Genomic DNA, 2,925 nt, shown 5'->3' with positions numbered 1-2,925 from the left:
GTAGGCGGCGAGGATGGCGGACAGCAGGTCGATGCGCTCGGCCGGCGTGGTCCGCGAGAAGCTCTCGAAGGCCTTGCGGGCCGCGGCGACCGCGAGATCGACATCGGTCGCGGTGCCGAGCGCCACCTGGGCGACTGGCTCTTCCGTTGCCGGATCGATCACATCGATCAGACGGGAGCCTTGCGGCTGCACCCATTGTCCGTCGATGTAGAACCGGGTGGTATCAACCATGATCGTCATCCATGAGAAAGGGAACTGGAGGGAGCCTGGATCGCGGCACCTTTCACCAGCGCCCGGGACCGGGAGCGGGCAAAGGCGGCGGCGGACAGCAGCAGGACGATGCCGCCCTCGGTGGCGACGGCCCCGTAACCGCCGAGGAAGTCGATGGTGTAGCCGGCCAGCATCGGACCGAGCGCCGCACCGCCGCCGATGATCATATTCGACAGGATCACCATGTTGCCATCGTCGTCGCTGTCGGCCAGCGACGCCAGCAGCAGCGGCAGCAGGAAGGACCACAGCACCTGCAGCAGGACGATCACGGCGGCGAAGACCCTATGGTCGGCGACGAACTCGATCGCTCCCAGGCACAGCACCAGCAGCAGGTAGCTGGCGATGACGAAGCGGTTGTGATGGGCCTTGCCGCCGACATGGGAGGCGAGGACCGAGCCGAGGATGCCGGCGGTCATCGCCAGCGACGACAGCATGCCGATCCCGGCGTCGGTGAAGCCCAGCTCGGCCCCCGGGATGCCGACGAAGGCCCAGGCGCCGCCGACCGCGACGTAGAAGCCGAAGATCGCCACCAGGGTCCAGCGCGCCGCCTTCAGGTTGTGCCGCTCGCCGCCGCCGCTGAGCGACGGCAGCAGGCCGTTGCCGAAACCGGCGATCACCGCCAGCGACAGCAGCGCCGCCGCCGCGAGGCAGCCATAGATGCCGCCGATGCCGGTGTGGACGAACAGGTCGGGCAGATAGAGCAGGCCGACCGCCGCCGCCACCGTCTGGCCGCCGCTCCAGTAGGCGAAGGCCTTCGGCGGGTTGGCCGACCGGGCAGCCGACACCAGCGCCACCACCGACAGGACGCCGCCCGCCGCACCGGCGACGATGCGCGCCGGCAGGAACAGATCCACCGACGTGACCAGGGACGAGGCGACGTTGGCGAGGATGAAGAAGACGGTCGCCAGCAAGGCCACGGTGCGCGGCGACAGGGTGCGCAGCAGGCGCATGGCCGGGAAGGAGACCAGCGAGGCGCCGGCCAGTTCGCATCCCATGATCAGGCCGATGGTTCCCGCCGACCAGTCGAGCTGGCCGGCCATCTGGCCGGTGACCACTGGCGAGACGAGGAAGCTGTAGGGGCCGACGATGCCGAACAGCGTGATGGCGGCGGTCGACAGGGCGCCGTCCTGCGGCGCACTGGAGTCGACTGATGTGGACGAATTGGAGATGGGCGAATTGGACATGGGGGGCGGCACTCTCTCGATGGGGGAGTCGGGAGCACCGGGACTCCGGCCGCAGCCGGTCGGCCCGGGTGCTGCGAGGCGGCGGGAAAGAAGCCGATGAGAGAGATCCGGCGGCCAGGGGGCCGCAATGGATCCTGTCCTCAGCGGATCGCCGAACGCAGTCCGGGGAGGCTGCATGCCGGTCCGGCCCGGAGCTTCCGCGCAATCGGGAGAGGGGGGATGGCTGCGAAAGACCGAAGGGTCGAAGACCTCATGATGTGTCTCCCAAAAACTGTCTGCTCAGCTGCCTGTTCAGTGGCATTCGCTGTCGCCGCGGCCGCTCTGGATGGCGGACGGGCCGGAATGTCCTTGCCGTGGTTCGTCCGCCGGATCGTTGCCGGGGACGGGGACTCCCTGCCCCCTGGGGACAGGATAGACCCGGACGCGAAGCGGTGCGACCGCTCCTTGATTGTGGTTCGCAAAGGAGCCCGGAGAGCCGTCGAACCGCGGTCTCCGTAAAAATCTGGTCGTTTGACCAAATCGTTTGACCAACATGCAGAGGGGGTGCTATCGGTGTCAAGCGAAACATGAACAAAAAATGGCGCCGCCCGCTGGTCGGGCAGGACGCACATCCCCCGGCAGGTCCGGGGAGCTGACAGGCAGGCAGCCCGGCAGACGGGCGGATCGACAAGGGATTCACGATGATGACTGACGAGAGGACTGGACCGCCGGCTCCCTGGCAGATGGATGCCACGGACCTCGCCGCCCGGATCGCCCGGGGGGAGCTGTCCGCCCTGGAAGCGGCGCGGAGCTGCCTGGAGCGGCTGGACGCGGTCAACCCGGCGATCAACGCCCTGGTGGGCGATCTCGGCGCGAGTGCGCTTGAGCAGGCCGAACGGGCCGACCGGCTGGCGGAGGCGGGCGAGCCGCTCGCTCCGCTGCACGGCGTGCCGGTCACCACCAAGATCAATGTCGATCAGGCCGGCGTCGCCACCACCAACGGCGTTGCGACCTTCACCGGCCTGATCGCCGAGACCGACAGCCCGCCGGTCGCCAACTGGCGCAAGGCCGGCGCCGTCTTCATCGGCCGGACCAACGCGCCGCCCTTTTCCGTGCGCTGGTTCACCGACAACGAGCCGCATGGCCTGACCCTCAACCCCTGGGATCCCGCCCGCAATGTCGGCGGGTCCAGCGGCGGGGCCGCCGCCGCGGTCGCCACCGGCATCGGCCCGCTGGCCCATGGCAACGATCTGGCCGGCTCCGCCCGGCTGCCCGCCAGCGCCTGCGGCATCTACGGCATGCGCCCGACCACCGGCCGGGTTCCCGCCTTCAACCCGACCGGCAAGGGCGAACGCTCGCTCTGCCTGCAGATCGGCTCCTCGCAAGGGGTTCTGGCGCGCTCGGTGCGCGACATCCGCCTGGGGCTGGAGACGATGGCGGTGCGCGACCCGCGCGATCCGCTGTGGGTGCCGGCGCCGCTGGCGATGGACGG

At 69.5% G+C, this 2,925-nt stretch carries 3 protein-coding genes; 1 reads left to right on the top strand and 2 read right to left on the bottom strand.

Annotated elements, in window-relative coordinates; all coding sequences use genetic code 11:
* Together I71_RS13980 and I71_RS13975 are read right to left on the bottom strand one after the other, a co-directional pair.
* Positions 1–231 (bottom strand): aldehyde dehydrogenase family protein (locus I71_RS13980; RefSeq protein ID WP_042695466.1); only part of this gene is annotated, 231 nt, incomplete at its 3' end.
* 5 nt (positions 232–236) lie between these two features.
* Positions 237–1,454, bottom strand: coding sequence for an MFS transporter (locus tag I71_RS13975; protein ID WP_042695465.1), 1,218 nt, complete (start codon positions 1,452–1,454; stop codon positions 237–239).
* A gap of 680 nt (positions 1,455–2,134) precedes the next feature.
* Here I71_RS13975 and I71_RS13970 point away from each other — a divergent pair.
* Positions 2,135–2,925: amidase family protein (locus I71_RS13970; protein WP_244433827.1), on the top strand; the 791-nt coding region annotated here is incomplete at its 3' end.

Origin of the sequence: Azospirillum sp. B506, from assembly GCF_000333595.1 — a bacterium.
GTDB lineage: Bacteria > Pseudomonadota > Alphaproteobacteria > Azospirillales > Azospirillaceae > Azospirillum.
This window is presented reverse-complemented; position numbering and strand designations above follow the sequence as displayed.